The following is a 16,533-nucleotide window of genomic DNA, read 5'->3' on the forward strand; positions in this document are numbered from 1 at the left end:
GCGCTTGATGTCTTTGACGATCTTCTCGCCAGGGCTCTTCGTTGTCTTTCTCATCATCCACTCCTCAGTGGCTACGATGAGCAACAAACACTCTCTTAGCAATTGACCCTATTTGGACCCACAAGCGCTGACGTCAGACAGATCGCGTCCTGTCCAAAACTGTCGCCTGGACGGACGGCGCTAAGCTCCAAGCACCGCGACACCCAGATTGCAAATATGCCTTCGAATTCCTACGGAGTGTTTTGCCTGCTTCCATATGATACTGTTGTCCCCAATATGTTGCGCAGCAAAAACGCGATATGCGTTTCCTTGTGCACTTCCTTCATCCGGTTCGGATCATCGGCCGTCAAGACACCATGACGGCCAATGGTCTTGCGACGTGATCTTCCAGAGGCACGGTATTGGACCAAGTACGATTTGCGCCCAGATACAAAAACGCGCACTCCAAATCCAGCTATTTCGCTGTCCCAGACAAAGTAGTCTTTGGCCCGAATGGAGAGGCTTTCAACAGATCGCTTTGTAAGTTTCACTTGTTCTCTCCTGATCACTTCTGCCGAAAACTGCGGAAGCTCTGAGGAGGCTTTGTGCAGCAGACTACAGCGTCAGTGATGAGTCATGAGCGTAGGGCACGTCAATAATAAATGTTTAGATTCATGTATTTATGGTCGGTGAGCGAGTGTCGGCGAAGTCCAGCGAAACGGCACTGACGGAGCTGTTAATCAATTTGTCATAGGTTCGATCCCTACCGCCGGAGCCATAATAAGCCACCAAGTTTGAACACTTGGTAGCTTATTTGCTTTTCAGACGATCCCCCATCTTTTCCGTATCTTTCAAAGCATGGGTTTTCAAAGGTACAGTAACGCCCGACCTGACTTTTTTGGCTTTCAGTCCGACTTAAGGCACCTTCAAAATGTAAAACGCCCAGTGAAAAACACTGGGCGCTTGGGCAAATTCAGGTAGGGATTTTATACCGCGTAGGCAAAATACGGTTCGGTTGGGATCAAAGACCCAGATGCGCCTTGGCAGCGTCCAATGCGGCATCGATCTTTGACGCATCTTTGCCCCCCGCAACAGCAACACGCGGTTGTTTGCCGTGACCGCCGCCCATCACTGCGGAAATCGGATCAAGCATATCACTTGCAGTTTGATCAAAACCCTCTTTGGACACGGCCACAACAGATGGGCGTCCGGCCGATGTAACGGTACCAATCACGACAGCGTCCAGATCGCCTTTGGCTTGCAAAGTCTCAGCCAAGCGTTTCAGGCCATCGGCCTCAACACCTTCGACACGCAGAACCAGCTTGCCGCTTACGGCTTGTGCAACCAGCCCGTCCGCCATTGTGTTTTCCAACCGCAAAGACAGCGCCTTTTTCTCGGCCTGCAGATCGGACAATTCCGTCATGCGGCGGGTCAACCCGTCCTGCAATTGGCCAACCGGCACACCCGCGATTGCAGTTGCTGCGGCCACGTCGTCTTTCAGGCGACGGTATTCGTTCAGCACGCCTGCGCCGGTCACGGCTTCGATGCGGCGCAAATTGGACCCGATAGAACTTTCACTTAGGATGGTGATCAGGCCGATCTGCCCCAAGCTGCTGACATGGGTGCCGCCGCACAATTCGATGGACTCTGGCCCTGCGAACATGACGCGCACTGTGTCGCCATATTTTTCGCCAAAGAAGGCCAAAGCCCCCTTTTCGATTGCTTCATCACGGCCCATTTCCAGATGCTGGCACGGGGCGTTTGACAAAACCTGGGCGTTGATCAGGTCCTCGATCTCGCGCAACTCATCGTCGCTAAGCGGATTGAAGTGGTTGAAATCGAAACGCAAACGATCCGCGCCAACATAAGACCCCTGCTGCTTGACGTGGGTGCCAAGCACTTTGCGCAAAGCCCAATGAATCAAGTGCACAGATGTGTGGTTCCGCTGGATGGCGCCCCGACGCTCGGCGTCGATTTTGGCCGTGACTGCATCACCGATCTGCAACCCATCTGCATCAGCGCCAGCCGCAACCATATGTGCATGCAAACCCGGCATGGCCGGACGTGTGTCCAACACTGCCAAATCCTGACCGCTGCCAAGGGTCAGAACGCCGGTATCGCCAATCTGGCCGCCACCTTCGGCGTAAAACGGGCTGCGGTCCAAAACAACTTCGGTGCCTTTGTCCGATGCCACCAAGCCCGTGATTTTCGCCGTCGTCTCATACGTATCGCGCCCCACAAATTCGGTCGCGCCATGGACGTCCATGATCGCCTTATAGTCGATGGCCTGATCGCTGACGTTGCCCTTTTTGCGGCTGGCACGGGCGCGTTCGCGCTGTTCGGTCATCAGCTTGCGGAATGTATCGACATCCACATCATGGCCTGCGTCTTCCGCGATCTCGGCTGTGATTTCCAGCGGAAACCCATGGGTGTCATGCAACACAAAGGCCGTTTCACCAGACAACATCGCGTCACCCTTCAGGCCCTTCAACTCGGACCCCAAGATGCTTAAACCCGTTTCCAACGCGCTGCGGAACTTCGCTTCTTCGCTGGCCAGTGTCTTGCGGATCAAGTCGCGTTGCTCGTCCAGTTCAGGGTAGTAATTCTTATGTGTGTCAATGGCCAGATCTGCCATGTGCGGCATCATTTCATCCATGATCCCAAGCAGATAGGCGAACCGTACCGCACGGCGAATGATGCGGCGCAACACGTATCCGCGCCCTTCGTTGCTGGGGATGATGCCATCGGAAATCAAGAAGGTCGCAGACCGGACGTGATCCGCAATCACGCGCATGGCTTGATCGTCTTTGGGGTGCGCCCCCACGGTCTTGCCCGATACTTTTGCAGCTTCATTTACCAAAGCTTCAAGCGTGTCACAGGAATACAGCGACGGGCTGCCGCGCAAAACGCCAACAAGGCGTTCAAGACCGGCGCCCGTGTCGACATGCTGGTTTGGCAAAGGCGTCAACGTGCCCGAGGAATCGCGGAAAGACTCCATGAACACGACGTTCCAAAACTCGATAAAGCGGTGTTCTGCGTCGGGGTTCGCAGGGCCACCTTCGGGGCCAAAGTCGGGGCCAAAGTCGTAAAACAGCTCGGTTGAGGGGCCGCATGGGCCTGTTTCGCCCATTTCCCAAAAATTGTCTTTGTCCAGTCTTTGGATGCGGTCCGCAGGCACGCCAATGTCGTTCAGCCAGATTTGTTCCGCTTCATCATCGCTGACGTGGACAGTGACCCAAACTTTGCTTGTGTCGATCTTCAACACGTCGCTGACAAATTCCCACGCCCATTTGATGGCGTTTTCCTTGAAGTAGTCACCGAAGCTGAAATTGCCCATCATCTCGAAAAAGCTGAGGTGGCGCAGGGACTTGCCAACGGCGTCCAGATCGTTGTGTTTGCCACCGGCACGTACACATTTCTGAACAGATGTCGCGCGTTTGGTTTTGAACGGCACCGGTTCTTCGTCCAGAAAATACTGCACAAATTGCATCATGCCCGAATTCACGAACATTGGCGCGGTTGGGTGCGTTGGGATCAGGCTCGCCGATTTGACGACTTCATGCGAACGTGCGCTCCAGAATTCATACCATGCTGCACGCAACTGGGCTTCTGTGGTGATTTCTTGGGACATCAGCGGACCGAACCTTTCTTGAAACTTCGCCCGTGTCATTACTATTGCGCAGGGCAAAAGAACAGACGGAAATTACGGGGCTCGGGCGTGGGTCTTCAGGCGCGTCTTATTGGCCCAAAATGAATGAAAGCGCCAAGCCTACGGGGCCGGACGCTTTCACTGCAAATTCAAATCAGCTTCAAAAGATGCTGCAAAGGCGTGGTTCAGGAACAGCCTTTGGTGCCAATCGGGCAATCATATACGGATTTCGCACGGCGTACGTGGCGCTTTGGCTTATGACGCTTGGCGGCGTTCATCATCACATGCTGGTAGGACATGGACTGGTTGGGCGTACCGCAGCAGATAACACCGGAAATAGTGATGGGCTGAAGGCCTGCAGGGCAATAGTTGGCTTTGGCGTGGTATGGATAGATTTTTGCATCCGCAAACGCAGGGGCCGCGCCCATAACCATCAGGCCCAAACCTGTCAAAAGTGCTGTTTTGATACGCATATCATCCCTCGTTTTATCAAACGTGTTACATTTTATTTTGGTTAATATTGCCTGATTGCATGGGGCCGCGTCTACCCCTTTTGTGACGCTGACGCCGTCAAAGACCCCGCAATTAGGGGGCGCGGGCGCATCATTAACCATATTTAGAGATGATTGTGCCTAGTTTGAAGGCGAAAGGACAATCCCATGATCGAACTTTTACGCCTGCTTTCCCTGTATTACGCCTGCGATAACACTGCGGCCCAGCGCATGTTAACGGCCGATGAAATAGCAAGCTGCACCGGTCATTACGCGGCCGTCAAATCCCACTTTGCAGACACTGGCACCGCCGACCGGATGGCCGGATACAAGCGTTTCAAACTCTGGGAAACGGAAAACGCAGAGCTTGTGGTGCAGCTGCGCAAAGGCCGCCGCATGTAAAACTCAGCTGTTGAGGCGCGCCTGCAGCGCACTGTATCCCCGAAAACGAACGCGACCGCCTTGGGTGCGCCCTGCAATTTCGTAGTCGGGAAACCGCGCCAAAAACCGACCAAGCGCAATCCGCCCCTCCATACGTGCCAGGGTCAGGCCGACACACACATGCGGTCCACCCGCAAACGCCAAATGACGATTGGGTTTTCGCGAAATATCAAAGCGGTCCGGATCATCAAAAACATCCCGATCACGATTTGCAGCGCCGATGCACAAATGCAGGTTGGTGCCTTTGGCAATCACGACGCCACCGATTTCAACCTGCTCCGCCGTCTCGCGGTTGCCAAACTGGTTGGGGGAGGCCACGCGCAACACTTCTTCCACCGCACTTGCGATCAGATCAGGGCGTTCACGCAACGCCGCCCTTTGATCGGGGTGATCATGCAGCAAAGCCAACCCGTTCCCGATCAGGTTGGTGGTCGTTTCATGCCCCGCATTCAGGATGAAAATGCAGTTTTGGATCAACTCTATTTCGCTAAGCTGTCCTTGCGTGTCCCCCTGGATCAAACGGGTCAGCACATCGGTGTCCACATCCCCCGGATGCGCCGTGCGCCGTGCAATCAGGTCTTGAAGGTACAGCTTGAAATCACGAACAGCATCTTGCCCGCGCTGCAGTTGCGCATCCGACAGCACAGGTTCCAACGCACCTAAAATGGCCAGCGACCAATCGCGTAACGGCCCGCGTTCACCCATGGGGATGTCCAGCAAATTGCCAATGATTTGAATGGGAATGGTGCTGGCAAAATCCTCGATCAAGTCGGGGTTTTGGGGCATCGCGTCCAACAAAGCATCCACAGTCTCGATCAAACCCACCTCCATCCGCTGTATCGCGCGTGGCGCAACGGCCGAGGCCATGATGCGGCGCACACGGCTGTGCAGGGGCGGATCGTTGAAGACAAGGGAGGTGGTGTGATGTTCATAGAGCGGCGTGCCCAGCCCAAACTTCGGTGCAAAGGCCGCGCGCTTGTCGGAGATAAAGGCGGTGGTGTCCTTATACACCCGCTCCAGATCGGCGTGTCTGGACAGGATATAAGAGCTATCCGGCTGCGGATGAACCAGCGCATGGGCGAGAAGTTCGTCGTAGTAGCGGAACGGGTTGTCGTGGAAGTCGGGAGGAAGGGCGGAGAGGGTGAGCATTGAAGCTATTTCTATCCTTTGTCTCGCTTACGTTTAGCTTGAAATTCAGAGAACCAATCAATTTTGACACTTTCACTTTCAACAGGTGGAGCGCCAGCTTTCCCTGTCGCATTCTCCAGCAAATCTGTGAAATCAGAAACATCCATGAAGTAGTTGGGGTAGGCAGCTTTCAGATTCTGAACCTTATCGACTTGAACAAAGACAGAAGTAACTTTGCCTTCTGAAGTTTCGGAATTGTGCTCCAACTCAAGACCTTTTGCGATTGTTGGCACACCGCCTACAGAGACTGTATTGTTCTCGCTGTTGTACCGCAAAACATAATATTCTCTTGTACTATCGCCTACATACTCCTCAGCTTTCTTTAATCCGTCATGCGCAACACGAAGCATACTCACGGCATTTAGTTTTTCATCAAGCCTTTTCAGTTGTCGCTCCCGAACCACAGCACTCACAGATGTACCTGGAACGATAGGAAACCCTTCTAAATCCGCAATCTGAGAACCCATTAGTTGAAACAACTTCAACCAATCAGTATTGCCTTCTCCGGCTTTCAAGTTTTCATTGGTCAACAATCCAACCGCTTCCACAGCAGTTGCCCATGCATGCTGCAAACGAGAGCGCACCTGCACTTCAACTTTGAAATCTTTGAATTCAGGAAATCTCTCATCGTTGAATTTAACAACTAGGTGATGACCCCTATAGCCACTGAGGCGAGGTGATGTTACGTAATCTATATGTTTAAATGCGTGTTTTGATTGACCTGAATTATAGGCCAGCAAGATTTTACTTAGATCTTCCTCAGTCTTACAAATTGCTCTGCAACCCGCAAGATCTTGGATCTGTGAAAGCTTTAGTGTCGAACGATGACGAGTGGAGAGTTTTCTACGGATCGACGCCATACGTTTTGGCCGAGCAGCAGTAACTGCTTTCGCACGTGATCGCTTGAGCAGCCCTATCAACTCATATCGAACCGCAGTCATGGGCAACAAATGGGCGTCACGCCAATTGTAGGCAATCCTAAACGCTTCTGCAGCGATCTCCGTATCAGATTCGGCTGGGATCACATCACCTAAGAGCTTTCCAGCTTTGTTGATGTCTTCCCTGCTATATTCTTGATAAATCCTAAATCCTAGGTTCATCCGATATACTTACCTCCCGTCTCTCCCCGAACCCACTCCCCCACAACACACCTTGGCGCTTCATCCCGCAAGGGGGTCATGACCACGCAACGCCATTCTGCCCCATCAAACGACGGAAAGAACGTGTCCGCCCCGTCGACCTCCAGATCAACCTCTGTCAGGCACAAGCGGTCCGCCATGGGCAGCATTGCTCCGTAGATGCCAGCGCCGCCCATACCGTAGATGCGGTGGTAGCCCATGGAGTGCGCCAGTTCGATTGCCTCGTCCACGGACCCCACGCAATGTTCCGCCGCGCAGCCTTGGGATGTCACAACGATATTCAGACGGTTTTTCAACGGCTTCACCGGCAGGCTGTCCCATGTGCGCCGCCCCATAATCACGGCCCCGCCCATGGTTTCACGCATGAAGTACTTCAAGTCTTCGGGCAAATGCCACGGCATGTCGCCGTCTTTGCCGATGGCGCTGCCTTTGGCGCGGGCTGCGATCAGGGTAATCATACTGCCACCGGTGCGCGGATCAGGGGATCGGGGTTGTAGTTTTCCAAAGCAAAATCCTCGTATTTGAAGTCGAAAATAGACGCCACATCCCGCAAAATCCTCATTTGTGGCAGGGGTTTGGGGGTGCGGGACAGCTGCAATTCGACCTGCTCCATATGGTTGGAATAGATATGCGCGTCGCCCAGCGTGTGGACAAAATCCCCCGCCTCATAACCCGTCACATGGGCCAGCATCTGCAACAGCAGCGCGTAGGACGCGATGTTGAATGGCACGCCCAGGAACATATCGGCAGAGCGTTGATACAGCTGTAGATGCATTTTGCCGCCCGCAACACGCACTTGCCACATGGTGTGACAGGGCGGCAACGCCATCTGTGCGATCTCGCCGGGGTTCCATGCCGACACCAGCAAACGGCGGCTGTCGGGGGTGTTCTTGATGTTCTCGACCAGTTCAGCCACCTGATCCACGCTGCCGCGTTCCGCTGCAAAGGCGCGCCACTGTTTACCATAAACAGGCCCCAAATCACCGTTTTCATCCGCCCATTCATCCCAGATCCGCACCCCGTTTTCCTTGAGGTAGCCGATGTTGGTGTCCCCCGCCAGAAACCACAAAAGCTCGTGGATGATGGATTTGAGGTGCACTTTCTTGGTTGTGATCAACGGAAAACCATCAGCCAACGGGTAACGCATTTGCATGCCGAAACACGAAATTGTGCCCGTGCCCGTACGATCAGAGGACGCTTCGCCCTGTTCAAGAATATGGCGCAAAGCGTCGTGGTATTGCTGCATGTCTGTTTCCTTGTTGAACCATGGCGCTTTGGGACGGGCCACAGAATCTCATTGCTTCTCACCTTATATAGCGGTCTGGCGAAGATGTACCTCTATATCGTGGACGTTTTTTCGTCACGGTTGAAATACAGAAATGCCCCGACCCTGCATCTACGTTGACTTACAGCGTCAAATTAGAGATTCTTTTCATCAAAGGCAGCAGTAAAAAACAAAAAGGTTGGGCAAATGACCCGCATTTATACAGGTATAGCCGCGTTAGCGGTGCTGGCCGCGTGTGGCGGCAGCTCAAACCCATTTACATCCACAACAGGCGGCGGCACGACCGGCAACGGCGGCATCGAAGTGCCTGCGGCCATCGCAAACGATCTGGACAGTCTGAACTATGACGCCGCCAACAGGACTTTGACCGTTTCAGGTTTGACCCAAGACGGCGTGCCTTTGGTCAACACCTACAACTTCGTGTCTGAAGGCCAGCAGGTATTAACCACGTCAACTGGTCAATCCTACACCGCCTATATCAACGGCTACACGACGTTCACGGCCCAAAACGACCCACTTGGCCGCCACGCGACGGCATTTGTGGCCAGCCGCGAAGGTGTTCAAGCGGGTGTTGTTCTGACAGGCGGACAATTCGGAGATTTCTTTGGTGGCACGTTTTACGAACGCACCGGCACCTACACAGCGCCCGTCGCCCCCGAAGGCCGCTTCGATGTGACCTATCATGGCACATATGCTGCCGGGTTGAACGGACCCGGCCCCGTCACCGATCTTTTGCCCATCAACCCTGCGCTTGATCCCGACGTCAACACCCCTAATCAAGCGGCCTATGTGCGCGGTTTGATTTTTGTGAACGTCGACCTGAACGACATGTCCGTTGAGGGCGAAATCTACAACCGCACCGCCGTTTTCCAAAGTGGCGTGGTCAGTCCTGTGCCCGGCGATGCACCGGATGATGTGCAATTTGCAGCTTTGCCAGACATCTTTTTGGTGGAAGGGACCTTGGAAGACGACGGGTCTTTCGCGGGTGTGACCGATGACGACGATGGTGAAATCGACACCAATGGCACCTTTGCTGGCGTGATCGGCGGACCCAATGGCGAGAGCATGGTCGGAGGCACGTCGTTGACTGATTTTGTTGATCAATTGGACAATGAAATCGAATACGGTGTCTTCGTGCTGGACCTGTGCCAGGCCGGTGATACCGATCCGATTTGCCTGAACGCGCAGCCATAAGAACTGATGGGCGCACCGCGGTCCAAGGTCATGCAAAAGAGGCGTCGCGCATTATGCGTGGCCGCCCTTATTGCCTGTGCGACACCGGGCAGCCCACAACCGACCGAAACGCTGACCCTCAATCAGGCACGCAGTGTCGCCGCACAAGCCATTCGCGGCGGTGATTTCGAATTGGCCCGAAGACTGGCTATGGGCCTTTTGCAGGCGGATCCCGAAGATGCCTACGCCTATTCGGTGCTGACAGCTGCACACACGCGGCTGAGAAATCCGGACCTGGCCCGGCATGCTGCACGGCTAACTTATAAATACAGCGACACACCGTCTGCGTCCTTTAACGCCGCACGCAAGGCTGGCGAACTGGCTTACCAGCAAAAACGATACAACGCTGCCCAATTGTGGTTGCGCAGGGCCGCGTTTCACGCCCCTGATGAAAAGCACACCAAATTACTGGGCCGCAACTATGCACAGGTGCGAAAAGCCAACCCTTTGACCTTGCGGTTCAATTTTTCGGTGACACCGTCGGACAACGTCAACAACGGCTCTGACGCCGTGTCCCATATCATCAATGGTGAGCCGACAGGTGGCAGCATCGGCGCAGGCAGTCGTGCTTTGTCCGGTATCGTTGGCACCGCAGACCTAAGCGTCCAGTACCGCCTGCGACAAACCAAGAAAACACGCACTGTTCTAAATGCGCGGATCTTCACGCGTCGGGTCGCACTGTCGTCTTCTGCGCGCGCAGCGGCGCCCAATGTCAGCAATGCAGAGCTGGGCAGCACCTATACCGATATTGGCCTGTCCCACAGCTTTGCACTAAAGACACCAGGCGCATTCGCGACGGTTAGTGGAAATGTCGGCAAAACCTGGGCTGCGGACAACGCGCAATACACTTTTGCGCGGGCAGGCTTTGCCCCCAGTTACAAGCTAACAGATAGAAGTCGCCTGAACCTGAATGCCAGCATCGAACAACGCTGGTCTACCACCGACAATCGGCGCGATAGCACAATTGCGCGGGTCTCGGCAAAGGTGCATCAGAAGCTAAAGAACGGCAACAAGCTGAGTTATGGCGTGAACTTGCAGGATGTGCGCAGCGACGCAACAAATGCGTCCTACCTGTCCAGCGTGGTGACTTTTGAATACGACTTTGGCAAACAAATTGGCCCTATGACGCTAAGCGCTGGCGTGTCACTGGGGCAGACGGACTATAGCACCTATGGCCTGCCAATGCCTGTCGCGGGCGGGCGACAAGACACGTCTTTGTACGGAAATGTCACAATGGTGTTCACAGATTATGACGTGGCGGGGTTCGCACCGTCTTTGCGGGTTCGGGCGGGCGGCAAGACCTCCAACATCAGTCGTTTTGAAACACGCGAATTGTCCGTGACGCTGGGCATCCAGTCAAAATTCTGAGAGCCGCTGGCATCGCGCCGCGGACATGCTAGGTTGGAGGGCGAAGTCATTCCAATACAGGACAAACACATGCCGCTGAAATATCTGCACACAATGGTCCGCGTGGCCGATCTGGAAAAATCCATCGCGTTTTTTGAATTGCTGGGAATGAAAGAAACCCGCCGGTACGACAGCGAAGGCGGACGGTTTTCCTTGATCTTCATGGCAGCTGAAGGCGACGAAGACTGCCCCGTTGAGCTGACATACAACTGGGATGGTGATGAAGGATTGCCGTCAGACGGCCGTCATTTTGGCCATCTGGCGTACCGCGTTGATAACATTTATGAAACATGCCAACACCTTATGGACAATGGCGTAACCATCAACCGTCCGCCCCGCGATGGGCACATGGCGTTCGTACGCAGCCCCGACAATATCTCGATTGAGCTGCTGCAAGCCGGCGACAACCTTGAGCCTGCCGAACCTTGGGTCAGCATGGAAAATACAGGGCACTGGTGAAGCCCTACGCTGCATGCGTGGCCTTAGCGGCGGTGGCTTGCGTCACCTCCGCTCAGGCAGACTGCCGCTTGGCCTTGCTGCTTGCGGTGGATGTGTCCAATTCCGTCAATGCAACCGAAGACGCGCTTCAGCGTAAAGGACTGTCAAACGCCTTAAATGCCGCAAACGTGAAACGTGCCGTTTTCGTCACCGATCAAACCGTGGCCCTAGCCGCTTTCGAATGGTCCGGGCGCCATCACCAGCAGGTCATGTTGGACTGGACCATTTTGAAGACCCCCGCCGATCTTTCACACGCGGCGCGCACCATCGCACACAGCAAACGCGGCCAAATCGATTTTCCGACTGCCATGGGCCACGCCTTGACGTTCGGGGCCGAGATGTTTGCAAAAGCCCCTAACTGTTTGTTTCAGACATTGGACGTGGCCGGAGACGGCAAAAGCAACACAGGGTATCCGCCCAAGCAGGCCTACGCCGATCCGGCCTATGACGAAATCACTGTGAACGGTCTTGTGGTCCGGGTTATGGACCTGGGCATGGATCTGGGCGTCACCGCCTACTACGAAGCTCATGTCAAACACGGACCAGGTGCATTTGTCGAAGTTGCCGACGGGTTCGAGGATTACACCCGCGCCATGACCGACAAATTGTTGCGCGAATTGTCCCCCACGGTGCTCAGTGCGCGACCAGCATCGGATCATCTCGGATGAAATCTGCCCTTCTTGCCTTTGCTCTGTCTTCCCTGCCCTTGCCCGCTTTCGCATGCCGCCTTGCGTTGCTTTTGGCGGTTGATGTGTCCAGTTCGGTTGATGCTGCGGAAGATCAATTGCAACGGGGTGGTATTGTGTCAGCGTTGATTGCCCCCGAGGTGCAAAATGCGTTTTTTGCGTCTGATGTTCCGGTGGCTTTGGGCATCTATGAGTGGTCAGGGCGCTACAATCAGGAAGTATTGCTGGACTGGGTCATAATCGACACGCCCTCCGATTTGCTGGCGGCTGCAGAAACCGTCGCTGATAGCAAACGCAGCCACAACGATTTCCCGACAGCCATGGGACACGCGCTTGGGTTCGGGGCGAAAATGTTGGCCCGCGCCCCGCAATGTGACACCAAGACGCTAGACATGGCGGGCGACGGCCAAAATAACGAAGGCTTTGGCCCCCAAGCGGCCTACCGAGAATTCCCTTTTGACGATGTTACCGTTAACGGGTTGGTCGTAAACGGGGCCGACTTTGAAGCTGAAACCGGCCTGATCGCTTTTTATGAAGGCCAGGTCATGCACGGCCCGGGCGCATTTATTGTTGTGGCACAAGGGTTTGACGATTACGCCCGCGCGATGCAGCGCAAACTGGTGCGTGAGCTGTCTTTGCCCATTCTGGGTGCTTTGCCGCTGCCTGGCCCGGGATAAGAATATGCATTGGTGTTCTCATCTGCCTTCTTCCCTTTATGCGGTCGCTTTTGCGGTTTTGGCCACACAAACCATCGGTAGTTTGGCACAAGCACACTGCCGTCAGGCATTGGCATTGGGGCTGGATGTTTCGGGGTCTGTGGACGCGCGGGAATACCGTTTGCAACTGGACGGTGTTGCCGCGGCACTGAATGCGCCAACGGTGCAAGCAGCACTTTTGGACACGCCCGGATCCCACGTCAGTTTGCTGATTTATGAATGGAGCGGTCCGGCTGATCAGGCCCTGATACTGCCTTGGACCCCGATCATGTCTGTCGCCGATCTGGAAGACATCACCGAAATCCTGCAACAGACCGCCCGCCGCGCCACCAGTCCCGGCACTGCTTTGGGCGATGCCATGATACTGGGCGCCCGCCATCTTTCGATGCAGCCTGAGTGCTGGACACATACTTTGGATATTTCTGGAGATGGAAAATCCAATCTCGGGGCGCGACCCAGAGACGTAAAACCCGTGTTGTTACATGATGACATCACAATAAACGCTTTGGTCATTGGCGCAGATGCGCCCCAGTCGGGCGATAACCGACAGGCCGACATTGCCGGCCTATCTGCCTATTTCCATGCAGAAGTGGTTTTGGGTCCGGATTCTTTTGTGGAAACGGCTTTAGGCTTTGATGAATACGCCCAAGCCATGCAACGCAAGCTGGAACGCGAACTACAGACGCTGATGATGTCCGAACACGATCTGGACGCGGGGACCCAAAAACGAGACCTGCGCTGACCCCATTGGAACAGCGCAGAAAGTCCGTGTCGTCACGATGGCTTTTGTCTAGTAGATATAGCGGATCTGATCTGTCCAATACCGTTCCACCCGTTTCAAGGAATTGGTAATGTTGTCGATACCATCCCGGCCAATCACGCCGCGCGATTGTAGGCCTTCAGCGTGACGTTCAAACAAATCCGTCACCACATCCCGAATGTTGCGGCCTTTTTCGGTCAGCCGCACGCGCACAGATCGCCGATCAATTTCGCACCGCTGATGGTGCATATAGCCCATTTCCACCAGTTTCTTCAGGTTGTAGCTGACGTTGCTGCCTTGATAGTAGCCCCGGCTTTTAAGCTCGCCAGCGGTTACTTCATTGTCACCGATGTTGAACAACAGCAGCGCCTGAACCGCGTTGATTTCCAACACACCGACACGTTCGAATTCGTCTTTGATGACATCAAGCAACAACCGGTGCAGGCGTTCAACCAAAGAGAGGGCTTCGAGGTAGCCCCCCATAAAGCCCTTAACGTGGGCCGCCATCATTGGATCTTGGACGCTCATTATGTTTCTCCGACTCAGTCTGCTCTTTGGAACAAAACTGGATCAAATTTCACAATAATGAGTTAAAAAGCGGGTGTTCAAGCATTTTTATCCTGAAATTGGACCGCTATACGTGTAACCAGATCAGCCAATTCATCCGGTGGGCTATGTTGGCCCGTCACCCATTGATACAAGTCCTGGTCATTTTCATTGAGCAACGAATCGTATTGCAAAAGCTCCGCGTCGGACATTTCTGCCAGATGGTCATCGGCAAATGCAGACAGAATGATGTCCATCTCTTTGATGCCCCGACGCATCGACCGCATACGCAAACGTTTCAGACGATGTTCATACAACTCAGCCATTCGAGTTTGTGTCCAAAACTGTACGCAACCGTTTTTCAAGCCGCGCAACTTGTTCCGCACGGGCCAGCAAATCAGCGCGCATATCGCGCAGCTCCAGCAAGATCGCGCGTGTCGTATCATCACGGGCGTCGGCATCGGCGGGTGCATCCATTCCGACGCCCTCACCATTGATGAGCCACATCATGGATACGTTCAACAACCCCGCCATCATCGACAAACGGTTGGCACGCGGTTCGGACAAATCGTTTTCCCATTTGCGCAATGTATCAAGACGAATGCCCAAGCGCCGTGCCAAATCTTTTTGCGCCATGCCGGCCTGTTCACGCGCAGCTGCGACCCTGTCCCCAAAAGTTGCCGCGTCTTGTCCGTACCAATTTTCTGTGTCGTCCATGATATGCTTCGCCTTCTGCGGTTGATCGGAGGGCAAGCCCCCCCTATGACAGTTCTGCGACCAGCTCTAACCAAATTGAGGCCGAAATGAAACTGCTCTCCGACACTCTTGACCGCGTCAAACCGTCCCCGACCATCGCCGTGACGAACAAAGCGCAGGAATTGAAGGCAGCTGGGCACGATGTCATTGGCCTTGGCGCGGGTGAGCCGGACTTTGATACACCGCAACATATCAAAGACGCTGCCGTGGTCGCCATTGCCATGGGCAAAACCAAATACACCGCTGTTGATGGCATCAAAGAACTAAAAGAAGCCGTGTGCGCCAAATTCAAACGCGACAACAAGCTGACCTATGAACCCAATCAGGTCAGCGTGTCTTCTGGCGGCAAGCAAATCCTTTACAACGCGCTGATGGCAACCCTGAACGAAGGCGACGAGGTGGTGATCCCTGCCCCCTATTGGGTCAGCTACCCCGACATGGTGCTGTTGGCCGGTGGCACACCTGTGGTCGCGCAAGCCAGCGTGCAAACAAACTACAAGCTGACAGCAGAGCAACTTGAGGCTGCAATCACACCCAACACCAAATGGTTCATCTTCAACTCGCCCTCCAACCCAACAGGCGCCGGGTACACGTGGGACGAGCTGAAGGAACTGACAGACGTGTTGATGCGCCACCCGCATGTGTGGGTGATGTCGGATGATATGTATGAATTCCTTGCCTATGACGGGTTCAAATTCTGCACCCCCGCCGAAGTTGAACCGCGCCTGTATGACCGCACCCTGACCACCAACGGTGTGTCCAAAGCCTATGCGATGACAGGTTGGCGGATCGGCTACGCCGCGGGGCCCGTGGAACTGATCGCGGCGATGCGTAAGGTGCAATCACAATCCACATCGAACCCCTGCACCATCAGCCAATGGGCCGCAGTTGAAGCCTTGAACGGGCAACATGACTTTATTGCCGACAACAACGAAATTTTTGTGCGCCGTCGCAATCTGGTTGTGGACATGTTGAACGCGGCCGAAGGTATCAGCTGCCCTGTGCCGGAAGGCGCATTTTATGTTTATCCGTCCATCTCAGGCGTGATCGGCAAGACATCAGCCGGTGGAACAAAAATCGAAAACGACGAGATCTTCGCCAACGCGCTGCTGGAGGAAACCGGAGTAGCGGTCGTCTTCGGCGCTGCATTCGGACTATCGCCAAACTTCCGCGTCAGCTACGCTACCTCTGACGAAGCCCTCAAAGAGGCCTGCACGCGCATACAGACCTTTTGCGCGTCCATGACAGACTAAGGATAACGAATATGGCAGGAGAATTGCCTGAGTATTATTTTCGCGTGCGTGAAAATGGCGCGATGGTGTTCCGCGTAGACACCGAAAACCGGCAACGGCGTATCGAGATGGATCAGGTCGCTGTGATCAACATTCGAAACGGCGAAATCAAGCCCCAAGGTGACCGCAGCCTCAGTGATACCGACCTTGCCGAGATCAAAGCCTGGATGGAGCAACGGGCCGCAGTCCTTGCGCACCGCGACATCGACGACATTCACCGCGCAGTAGACTATATGAATCTGACGACCCAGTGGGTGCAATCAAAAGCATCTGATGCGCAATTGGAAGACGTGACCGACGCGTTACTATTGGCCATGCACGACTTGCGCAGCACCCTTGTGCGCAAAAAAGCGGACCGCCTGATGAGTGACTAAGGCTGTTCAATTGGCCATCTGGTACAGTGGTTGATACGGTTTCGCGACAATGTGACGTGGTTTAGCGTCTCGTTAAACTCTTTGTGGAAAAAA

19 protein-coding genes are annotated in these 16,533 nt (G+C 54.4%); 9 read left to right on the forward strand and 10 right to left on the reverse strand.

The features are described from left to right. Positions 1–230: 230 nt before the first annotated feature. The 3 genes from ABJL60_RS11030 to ABJL60_RS11040 all read right to left on the reverse strand — a co-directional run bounded on the left by ABJL60_RS11030 (position 231) and on the right by ABJL60_RS11040 (position 4,101). Positions 231–530, reverse strand: a complete 300-nt coding sequence (locus ABJL60_RS11030) for an Arm DNA-binding domain-containing protein (RefSeq protein ID WP_348375393.1) — start codon at positions 528–530, stop codon at positions 231–233. Between the two features lie 470 nt (positions 531–1,000). Beyond that, a complete protein-coding gene (gene alaS, locus ABJL60_RS11035) occupies positions 1,001–3,610 on the reverse strand; it encodes an alanine--tRNA ligase (RefSeq protein ID WP_348375395.1) in 2,610 nt (869 codons plus the stop codon). Positions 3,611–3,813: 203 nt separating this feature from the next. Further along, positions 3,814–4,101: a hypothetical protein gene (locus ABJL60_RS11040; protein WP_348375397.1), complete on the reverse strand. Its 288-nt coding sequence runs from the start codon at positions 4,099–4,101 to the stop codon at positions 3,814–3,816. Positions 4,102–4,287: 186 nt separating this feature from the next. Here ABJL60_RS11040 and ABJL60_RS11045 point away from each other — a divergent pair, with 186 nt between their 5' ends. Next, positions 4,288–4,521 carry a hypothetical protein gene (locus ABJL60_RS11045; protein ID WP_348375399.1) on the forward strand — a complete coding sequence of 78 codons (234 nt, stop codon included), beginning with the start codon at positions 4,288–4,290 and terminating at the stop codon, positions 4,519–4,521. A gap of 3 nt (positions 4,522–4,524) precedes the next feature. Here the strand turns inward: ABJL60_RS11045 and ABJL60_RS11050 are convergent, their stop codons facing one another. The 4 genes from ABJL60_RS11050 to ABJL60_RS11065 are packed head-to-tail and all read right to left on the reverse strand — an operon-like array spanning position 4,525 to position 8,133. After that, a complete protein-coding gene (locus tag ABJL60_RS11050) occupies positions 4,525–5,709 on the reverse strand; it encodes a cytochrome P450 (protein WP_348375401.1) in 1,185 nt (394 codons plus the stop codon). Between the two features lie 11 nt (positions 5,710–5,720). After that, positions 5,721–6,848, reverse strand: a complete 1,128-nt coding sequence (locus ABJL60_RS11055; protein ID WP_348375403.1) for a RelA/SpoT domain-containing protein — start codon at positions 6,846–6,848, stop codon at positions 5,721–5,723. Then, a complete protein-coding gene (locus ABJL60_RS11060; RefSeq protein WP_348375405.1) occupies positions 6,845–7,345 on the reverse strand; it encodes a dihydrofolate reductase in 501 nt (166 codons plus the stop codon). Before ABJL60_RS11060 ends, ABJL60_RS11055 begins: the two co-directional genes overlap by 4 nt. Next, complete coding sequence (locus ABJL60_RS11065; protein WP_348375587.1) at positions 7,342–8,133, reverse strand: thymidylate synthase; 792 nt, start codon at positions 8,131–8,133, stop codon at positions 7,342–7,344. Before ABJL60_RS11065 ends, ABJL60_RS11060 begins: the two co-directional genes overlap by 4 nt. A 225-nt stretch (positions 8,134–8,358) precedes the next feature. Here ABJL60_RS11065 and ABJL60_RS11070 point away from each other — a divergent pair, with 225 nt between their 5' ends. The 6 genes from ABJL60_RS11070 to ABJL60_RS11095 all read left to right on the forward strand — a co-directional run bounded on the left by ABJL60_RS11070 (position 8,359) and on the right by ABJL60_RS11095 (position 13,454). Next, complete coding sequence (locus ABJL60_RS11070; protein WP_348289380.1) at positions 8,359–9,366, forward strand: hypothetical protein; 1,008 nt, start codon at positions 8,359–8,361, stop codon at positions 9,364–9,366. Positions 9,367–9,423: 57 nt separating this feature from the next. Then, positions 9,424–10,773, forward strand: coding sequence for a surface lipoprotein assembly modifier (locus ABJL60_RS11075; protein ID WP_348375407.1), 1,350 nt, complete (start codon positions 9,424–9,426; stop codon positions 10,771–10,773). A 69-nt stretch (positions 10,774–10,842) separates the two neighbouring features. After that, a complete protein-coding gene (locus tag ABJL60_RS11080; RefSeq protein ID WP_348289384.1) occupies positions 10,843–11,271 on the forward strand; it encodes a VOC family protein in 429 nt (142 codons plus the stop codon). Continuing rightward, positions 11,268–11,978, forward strand: a complete 711-nt coding sequence (locus ABJL60_RS11085; RefSeq protein ID WP_348375409.1) for a DUF1194 domain-containing protein — start codon at positions 11,268–11,270, stop codon at positions 11,976–11,978. Before ABJL60_RS11080 ends, ABJL60_RS11085 begins: the two co-directional genes overlap by 4 nt. Further along, the gene (locus tag ABJL60_RS11090; RefSeq protein ID WP_348375411.1) at positions 11,975–12,673 is read left to right on the forward strand and encodes a DUF1194 domain-containing protein; all 699 of its coding nucleotides are present in this window, start codon (positions 11,975–11,977) and stop codon (positions 12,671–12,673) included. Before ABJL60_RS11085 ends, ABJL60_RS11090 begins: the two co-directional genes overlap by 4 nt. Before the next feature lie 4 nt (positions 12,674–12,677). Continuing rightward, positions 12,678–13,454, forward strand: a complete 777-nt coding sequence (locus ABJL60_RS11095; RefSeq protein WP_348289389.1) for a DUF1194 domain-containing protein — start codon at positions 12,678–12,680, stop codon at positions 13,452–13,454. Between the two features lie 48 nt (positions 13,455–13,502). On the opposite strand, the gene ABJL60_RS11100 is transcribed toward ABJL60_RS11095, so the two are convergent. The 3 genes from ABJL60_RS11100 to ABJL60_RS11110 form a co-directional block, all read right to left on the reverse strand. Next, positions 13,503–14,000, reverse strand: coding sequence for a winged helix DNA-binding protein (locus tag ABJL60_RS11100; RefSeq protein ID WP_348289391.1), 498 nt, complete (start codon positions 13,998–14,000; stop codon positions 13,503–13,505). 77 nt (positions 14,001–14,077) lie between these two features. Then, the gene (locus ABJL60_RS11105; RefSeq protein WP_348375413.1) at positions 14,078–14,344 is read right to left on the reverse strand and encodes a succinate dehydrogenase assembly factor 2; all 267 of its coding nucleotides are present in this window, start codon (positions 14,342–14,344) and stop codon (positions 14,078–14,080) included. Continuing rightward, positions 14,337–14,735: a helix-turn-helix transcriptional regulator gene (locus ABJL60_RS11110; protein WP_348289394.1), complete on the reverse strand. Its 399-nt coding sequence runs from the start codon at positions 14,733–14,735 to the stop codon at positions 14,337–14,339. Before ABJL60_RS11110 ends, ABJL60_RS11105 begins: the two co-directional genes overlap by 8 nt. An 86-nt stretch (positions 14,736–14,821) precedes the next feature. On the opposite strand from ABJL60_RS11110, the gene ABJL60_RS11115 reads away from it, so the two are divergent. Beyond that, positions 14,822–16,027, forward strand: a complete 1,206-nt coding sequence (locus tag ABJL60_RS11115; RefSeq protein WP_348375415.1) for a pyridoxal phosphate-dependent aminotransferase — start codon at positions 14,822–14,824, stop codon at positions 16,025–16,027. A gap of 11 nt (positions 16,028–16,038) precedes the next feature. Next, positions 16,039–16,440 (forward strand): hypothetical protein, encoded by a 402-nt coding sequence (locus ABJL60_RS11120; protein ID WP_348289398.1) that lies wholly within the window; start codon positions 16,039–16,041, stop codon positions 16,438–16,440. Positions 16,441–16,533: the final 93 nt, after the last annotated feature.

The sequence above is a fragment of the Ascidiaceihabitans sp. genome (assembly GCF_039986515.1).
In the GTDB taxonomy this organism is placed as follows: Bacteria; Pseudomonadota; Alphaproteobacteria; order Rhodobacterales; family Rhodobacteraceae; genus Ascidiaceihabitans.

Excerpts from the sequence above, each read along its gene's own strand:
- alaS (WP_348375395.1), bottom strand. The coding sequence starts at position 3,610 with ATGTCCCAAGAAATCACCACAGAAGCCCAGTTGCGTGCAGCATGGTAT.
- ABJL60_RS11040 (WP_348375397.1), bottom strand. The coding sequence starts at position 4,101 with ATGCGTATCAAAACAGCACTTTTGACAGGTTTGGGCCTGATGGTTATG.
- ABJL60_RS11045 (WP_348375399.1), top strand. The coding sequence starts at position 4,288 with ATGATCGAACTTTTACGCCTGCTTTCCCTGTATTACGCCTGCGATAAC.
- ABJL60_RS11050 (WP_348375401.1), bottom strand. The coding sequence starts at position 5,709 with ATGCTCACCCTCTCCGCCCTTCCTCCCGACTTCCACGACAACCCGTTC.
- ABJL60_RS11055 (WP_348375403.1), bottom strand. The coding sequence starts at position 6,848 with ATGAACCTAGGATTTAGGATTTATCAAGAATATAGCAGGGAAGACATC.
- ABJL60_RS11060 (WP_348375405.1), bottom strand. The coding sequence starts at position 7,345 with ATGATTACCCTGATCGCAGCCCGCGCCAAAGGCAGCGCCATCGGCAAA.
- ABJL60_RS11065 (WP_348375587.1), bottom strand. The coding sequence starts at position 8,133 with ATGCAGCAATACCACGACGCTTTGCGCCATATTCTTGAACAGGGCGAA.
- ABJL60_RS11070 (WP_348289380.1), top strand. The coding sequence starts at position 8,359 with ATGACCCGCATTTATACAGGTATAGCCGCGTTAGCGGTGCTGGCCGCG.
- ABJL60_RS11080 (WP_348289384.1), top strand. The coding sequence starts at position 10,843 with ATGCCGCTGAAATATCTGCACACAATGGTCCGCGTGGCCGATCTGGAA.
- ABJL60_RS11090 (WP_348375411.1), top strand. The coding sequence starts at position 11,975 with ATGAAATCTGCCCTTCTTGCCTTTGCTCTGTCTTCCCTGCCCTTGCCC.
- ABJL60_RS11095 (WP_348289389.1), top strand. The coding sequence starts at position 12,678 with ATGCATTGGTGTTCTCATCTGCCTTCTTCCCTTTATGCGGTCGCTTTT.
- ABJL60_RS11100 (WP_348289391.1), bottom strand. The coding sequence starts at position 14,000 with ATGAGCGTCCAAGATCCAATGATGGCGGCCCACGTTAAGGGCTTTATG.
- ABJL60_RS11105 (WP_348375413.1), bottom strand. The coding sequence starts at position 14,344 with ATGGCTGAGTTGTATGAACATCGTCTGAAACGTTTGCGTATGCGGTCG.
- ABJL60_RS11110 (WP_348289394.1), bottom strand. The coding sequence starts at position 14,735 with ATGGACGACACAGAAAATTGGTACGGACAAGACGCGGCAACTTTTGGG.
- ABJL60_RS11115 (WP_348375415.1), top strand. The coding sequence starts at position 14,822 with ATGAAACTGCTCTCCGACACTCTTGACCGCGTCAAACCGTCCCCGACC.
- ABJL60_RS11120 (WP_348289398.1), top strand. The coding sequence starts at position 16,039 with ATGGCAGGAGAATTGCCTGAGTATTATTTTCGCGTGCGTGAAAATGGC.